Here is a 5,716-nt window from a genome sequence, read left to right on the forward strand (position 1 = left end):
CTTGCCATAGGCAAGGTCACGAGAGGGGCGCGTCCCGAGCAACTGATGCGAGGCGTCCACTAAAAAATCCCGTTCCACCACCAACTGGCCGATCTTGGAATGCAGCTTGTCTACGTCAGCGGCGCGCACCGGCTCGGGTGCTGAACCTTTACGAGTAAAGGCCGTCGCCATGTTCGCTATCGCAGCGCGCTTCCATGTGCCGATCTGCGTCGGGTGAACGCCATACTTCTTGGACAGCTCAGCTAGCGTCATCTCTTCACGGATCGCTTCAAGCGCAACCTTGGCTTTGAATTCTGGCGAATGGTTCTTTCGTTTCTTCATTTTGGATCGTCACTTTCTTCATGCGATCCACCTTAACAACTGGTCCGAAATTCCGCGACCACCTCTCCACGATTTGAACCTGATTTCGGAACCCGATCCCATGCAACGGACGACTGGCTTATCGGCTTGAAAACGCGATCTTGAGTTTGAAGCTGTAGCTGGATTTGGTCAGTGACGCGGGGGCGCGTTTGAAGCGACCTGCGCGTTGAACGGCTGCAATGGCGGCCTGATCGAGGCTGCTCGATCCCGACGAGGCATAGACCGCGACGGAGCCGAGGCTCCCCGAGGGAGACACCGTCAAGCGCACCCCTACAGTCCCCGTCGATTTCCCTGCGCCGGAGGGGCTGCGTTTTTTGCGTTCAATGGCGGCGCGGATCGAGGCTCCCCAGTTGGCGAGGTCTTTGCGGGCCTGCCCCGCAGAAACAGTTGCAACCTGAGCCTTGCTCGCCGCCCCTCGCGCTTGTCCGCCGCCCTGACCCGCCGCCCTCTGCGCGGCCGATGCGCTTGACGCTTTTGAGGAATTCGGCGCGGCTTTGGCGGCTGATTTCGGTTTGGCCTTAGGCTTGGGTGGCGCGAGCGGCGCGGGCGGTTGGTCCGCGCTTGGAGCCGCTTGGGCGCTCTCGCTCGGCATATTCAACGCCGCGCCCGACAGCTTAGGAGGTGCCAGGTGCAGCGGAGAGGCAGACGCGGGCAAGGCCGACATATCCTCGGAAGGAGCCTCCGGCGCGCTTGTGTCCACAAAAACATCTGGCGGGGTGTCTCGGGCGGCGTCCCATGTCTCGACCATTGCGGCGAGCGAGGCGCTTGATGCGGTGATGGAGAGGATGGCGGTGCCCTCTTCGCCCGCGGATTCGTCCCCCCCAGTCATCGGCGCGAACCCTGCAAAGGCGATATGGGCCGCGAGCGAGAGACTGATGAAGGCGGCGAAACGGAGGCCCGATGTCATGGCGTGCCCCCTGCCGCCTCGGCGGCCAGATCGATTTGGGCAATGCCTATGCCGCCCAACTCGGGCAGCAAACGCGCCAGATCGGCCGCAGCTACTGCGCGGTCTGCATGAAGCGAGAGGATGGCAGGCGCCCCCGCACACTCCTCCACCGCGCAGTAGCCCGACACCGCCGCCTCAAGCGCAGCAAGAGACGGCGTATGGCCAATGTGATCCCCGAACGACAGCACCCCTTGGGCATCCATGTAGAGGGTGAAAAGCCCCTGCGCGTCCTCCTCGCTCCGCGCGGTTGGCAGGTCGATGTCCACGGGCGCAGGCTGCACCATCTCCCCCGCGATCAGAAAGAAGATCAGCAACAGGAACACCACGTTGATCATCGGCAGAAGCGATGCAGAGGTGTCACGGGGCTGGGGAGGGGCAAATCGCATGGGCTACTCCATCACAATCAGATTGGTGATGCCCTTGCGGGTCAAAAGGTCCAGCACCTCGGTCAACTGGGACAGATCGGCGTCATGGGTGCGGATCACCACGGCGGCCTCATCGGTCGGCATGAGCGGCTTGAGCCAGCCCGCCAGATGCTCCACCTCGGAGGGCTCGCCATTAAGGTCCACGCGACCCGAGCCGTAGACGTCGATCACACGCGGCGGGCCGATCCATTCGGCCGAGGCCGCGTCCCCAGATGGGCGGATCGAAATAGACACATCCGCGCCAAAGCGCGAGACCAGCATAAAAAACACCAGCAGGAGAAACACCACGTCGATCATCGGCGTGAGGTTCGGTCGGCGTCTGGGCCGATCTGCGCCGAAGGCAAACATCAGTCCTGACCTGCCTTGGCGGTGAAGATGCGGGTGGCGATGTCTTCCATGTCGTGGCGCAGGGTGTCGATGGCAGCCTCGAACCACGTCAGCGCAATCTGCGCAGGGATCGCAACTGCCATACCTGCCGCCGTTGTGAGCAGCGCTTCCCAGATACCGCCCGCAAGCGTGGCGGGATCGGCACGGGCACCGGAGGCTTGCAGCGCCTGAAAGGCGGCAATCATGCCCATCACAGTGCCGAGCAGCCCGAGCAAAGGGCCAATGGTTGCGGCCAGTTCCAGACCACGCAAGCCGGAGCGGGCGGATTTCAAAAGCCCGCGGGCGCAGCGTTCGGCCTCTTCGCGGGCGAGCGCATCGGGCATGTCGGCATCGCCGCGCACTTCCATCGCACGGCGGGCCAATTGCGCGCGCAGGCTTTTGCGGTGTGCCAGACCATCCCGCGCTGCGGTTCGGTTTCCGCCTTGCCACAGGGCAACCGCGTCTTCCGTTTTGGAGCCGCCCGACCACAGGCCAAGTCGCAACAAAGCCCAGACCTTCCACAAAATCAGCGCGAGTGTGAGCACCGAGAGCGCCGTGATGGCCCAGATCGCAGGACCGCCTGCGACCAGCAATTCGGCGGCGCGGCCCACGCTGCCTGTCATAGTCAAAGAGTTTTCCATATCAGCCTCGCAAAGCATCGGGCGCGAGGGTTCCCCGCGCCCGATCCCTCATCAGAACGTGGTTTCGAATTTCACGTAGAAGCTACGCCCCGGCTCCATGACTTTCTCCACGGTGGTGTCGAAGGTGTTGGAACGGCTGACGTGGTTGTAATAGGCCTTGTCGAAGACGTTATCGACGCCGAACTTGATCGCCGAAGTGTCGGCCACGGCATAGCTGCCGAACAGGTCCAGAGTCGCCCACCCTTCGGTGGTGCTGCCGTCACGAGAGGCGTCGATGCGGTCCTGAGCGGCGGCAAAGTTCACCTGACCGCCGAGCGTCCATGCGTTCTGCTCCCAAGCAGCGGAAATCGCGCCTTCGAGCGGAGGCATCTGGGCCAGCGGCTGATCGTCGGTGCGGTTGTGCCCGTAGGTATAGCTGACGTTGCCCGCCACAGTCCAAGCGCCCATTTCACGCATCCCGTTCAGCTCGATCCCCGCCAGATCGGCAGAGACATTGCGGTAGGTGGTCACACCCGCAACGGTAAACTGGTCGCGCAGAATGTAGTCGGTCACACGGTCTGCATAGGCCACAGCGTTAAAGCCCCAGCCGTCGCCCTCCATCTCGACACCGATGTCGAACTGGCTGTGTTTTTCGGGCGCGATGTCGGGGTTGCCGACCCAGTTGGACCGCGCCATCGCGCGTTCATTGGCATCCGCCGTGCGCACAGAGCGCGACAGACCCGCAAACACCATGGTCGTGTCACTGAGGTTGTGCTCGATACGGGCCAGACCACTGAAGTTGTCCTCCGTGCGCGCCTCGTCAAAGGTGGTACCGTATTGCGCGGTGTAGAAAGTGTTCGGCACGGTCGAGCCAAATGTATCCGCTGCACGATCCGCGGTGGCGCGCACATGATCGTAGCGCAGGCCGAACTTCAGCGTGGTCTGCTCGGACAGCGCGGTTTCGGTTTCCCCATACAGGCCCGTCTGAGCGATAGTCACATCTGGCCACATGCCAAAGACGATGCGGGAGGGATCTTCGGCTTCGATCGCGTCGACCATCGCCGCCATACCGCCATAGGCGATGGCGTTGCGGCTGTTGGACTGGTGATCCACACCGATTTTCGCGGTGGTGGAGCCGAAGTCAAAATGGCCTTCGATCTTGCCGCCGAAAGTATCGGAGGTCGTCGGGACGCGCATATACATGCCGCCATTGGGGCGCAGCGAGTAGTTGTCCATGACGTGATCGACTTCCGTCAGGAAAAGGCTGCCCTCGATACGTGTCAGAGCCCCCAAGTCGACATCTTTGGAGCCTCGCACGCGGTAGACATCGGTGATAGAGCTCGGGCTGTCCATGCCCGCGCCTGCGAAAAGCACGTCGAGCGCCTCGTCATGTTCGATATCAAGAGCCAGATCGAGGCCGTCCTGCGCGTAGCCCAGTGTCAGGCCGAGGTTCTTTTGCGTGTAAGCGCTGCGCTCTTCGCGGCCGTCGCCCGCCTCATAGTCGTCGCTGTCCTTGTATTCGGCAGAGGCCTCGGCATAGAACCCGCCGCCCAGATCGAAGGCCACGCTGGCCGCCACGTCCTTGGCATTGCCATTGAGGTTGTAGCCCGTTGCAAAGGTGCCGCTGACCTTTGAGCCGTCCTCGAATGCGGGGGCTTCGCGTTCGAGGATCACAGTCCCGCCCGTGCCGCCTGACCCGTGGGTCACGCTGGAATAGCCCCGTTCGACGATGATCGTATCGGCGCGCGCAATCGACATGGTCGAGGTCGGCGGGTCCATACGGTTGGGGCAGCCGCCGTAAGTGATGGAGCCCGCGTCGATCACATTGATCTGGTTGGCCTGCTGGCCGCGGATGATGATGTCAGCGCCATGCCCGCCCATGCGGTTGAGCGAAACGCCCGGAAGCGTGTCGAGCAATTCGCCGCCATCGGCCACAGGGGCGGCATCGACTTCGGCGGGGCTGAATTCATAGGTGGTGGCGGTGGCCTGCGCACGTTCGGCAATCAGCACTGTGATCGGATCGAGCGTAATGTCGGCGTCTTGCGCCATAGCGACAGGGGAGATGGAGCACATGAGTGCAGCGACTGCGCTCAGGCGCAGGGTGTTGGAATTCGTCATTGTATGTCCCTAGAACGACGGCTCACGGTTGGCTCCTCTTTCGGGTGCGTGTCGGCGTGAGCTCAATTGGAGTGTGGTTGTGTGTCGTTAAAGGGAGGCCGGTGGCGCTCGGATCGGCTTGGCACGGTCAACGTCTGCCGAAAGCACAGCCAAGGCGTAAACGCGGGTTTGGGGAACGCGGTCAAACTGCGTTTGCGCCTGAGGGGCGTCGATTTCGTCGACCAATGCGATGGCACCGAGAACACAGAGCGGGCAGCGGTCCTGAACCGTGTCGGATTTTTTGACCTCAATGGATCCGTCCGAAAGATCCATGATGATGGTCGTAAACCCGTCAGGCCCACACAGAACCGTCGCGATATGGTTGTCGTCCACAGGCTCTGTAATCGGCATATGGGCAAAGGCCACCTGCGCCGAAAGCAGCAGGCTCATAAACACCGAGAAGACGGTAGATATGATGCGATGACCGTTAACCATGGCGGGTTTATGCGAGCAGGTCAGTTGCGACGCAATACAAATATTCACAAAGGACATTGTGTAGCAGCATGTGCGCCCCACGTTCGGAATCAGAAACTGGCAACGTGGTCACGCAGCAAACTCCCGCTCTCTGAGTAGGTTGCCGAAGGTTCGGCCCGTGATGTTATCAGAGTATCTGATGCCACGATCTGACACGGCTGAATTCGCACGCTCAGCAAGTGGCGGGTGTCACGAGCCACGCGGGCTCTGCCGGACCCCGCGGCGTGATCTCTGCGCAATGTCCGATTTGGGCTGCCGGCCAAGTTGCGTTCGCACAAGCAGCGAAAGTCGGCTTCTCTAATTGGGTGTCTGGGTCAAGCTCGTTTTTCCTTCTTTTAAATGTTCAAGGATCGTTTCTCCGGGTCACG

7 protein-coding genes are annotated in these 5,716 nt (G+C 61.7%); all 7 read right to left on the reverse strand.

The genetic code is table 11. The features are described from left to right. The coding region (locus ACTG34_RS13205; RefSeq protein WP_439105352.1) for a transposase at window positions 1-321 on the reverse strand (321 nt) is incomplete at its 3' end. A gap of 118 nt (window positions 322-439) precedes the next feature. Further along, a complete protein-coding gene (locus tag ACTG34_RS13210; RefSeq protein WP_439105353.1) occupies window positions 440-1,267 on the reverse strand; it encodes an energy transducer TonB in 828 nt (275 codons plus the stop codon). After that, window positions 1,264-1,692: an ExbD/TolR family protein gene (locus ACTG34_RS13215; protein WP_439105354.1), complete on the reverse strand. Its 429-nt coding sequence runs from the start codon at window positions 1,690-1,692 to the stop codon at window positions 1,264-1,266. Before ACTG34_RS13215 ends, ACTG34_RS13210 begins: the two co-directional genes overlap by 4 nt. A 3-nt stretch (window positions 1,693-1,695) precedes the next feature. Further along, window positions 1,696-2,079 (reverse strand): ExbD/TolR family protein, encoded by a 384-nt coding sequence (locus tag ACTG34_RS13220; RefSeq protein WP_439105355.1) that lies wholly within the window; start codon window positions 2,077-2,079, stop codon window positions 1,696-1,698. Further along, window positions 2,079-2,738, reverse strand: a complete 660-nt coding sequence (locus tag ACTG34_RS13225) for a MotA/TolQ/ExbB proton channel family protein (protein ID WP_439105356.1) — start codon at window positions 2,736-2,738, stop codon at window positions 2,079-2,081. Before ACTG34_RS13225 ends, ACTG34_RS13220 begins: the two co-directional genes overlap by 1 nt. A 51-nt stretch (window positions 2,739-2,789) precedes the next feature. Next, window positions 2,790-4,835 (reverse strand): TonB-dependent receptor domain-containing protein, encoded by a 2,046-nt coding sequence (locus ACTG34_RS13230; protein WP_439105357.1) that lies wholly within the window; start codon window positions 4,833-4,835, stop codon window positions 2,790-2,792. Window positions 4,836-4,922: 87 nt separating this feature from the next. After that, window positions 4,923-5,264 carry a hypothetical protein gene (locus tag ACTG34_RS13235; RefSeq protein ID WP_439105358.1) on the reverse strand — a complete coding sequence of 114 codons (342 nt, stop codon included), beginning with the start codon at window positions 5,262-5,264 and terminating at the stop codon, window positions 4,923-4,925. Between the last annotated feature and the right edge of the window lie 452 nt (window positions 5,265-5,716).

Source organism: Celeribacter marinus (assembly GCF_965656515.1).
Lineage (GTDB): Bacteria > Pseudomonadota > Alphaproteobacteria > Rhodobacterales > Rhodobacteraceae > Celeribacter > Celeribacter marinus_D.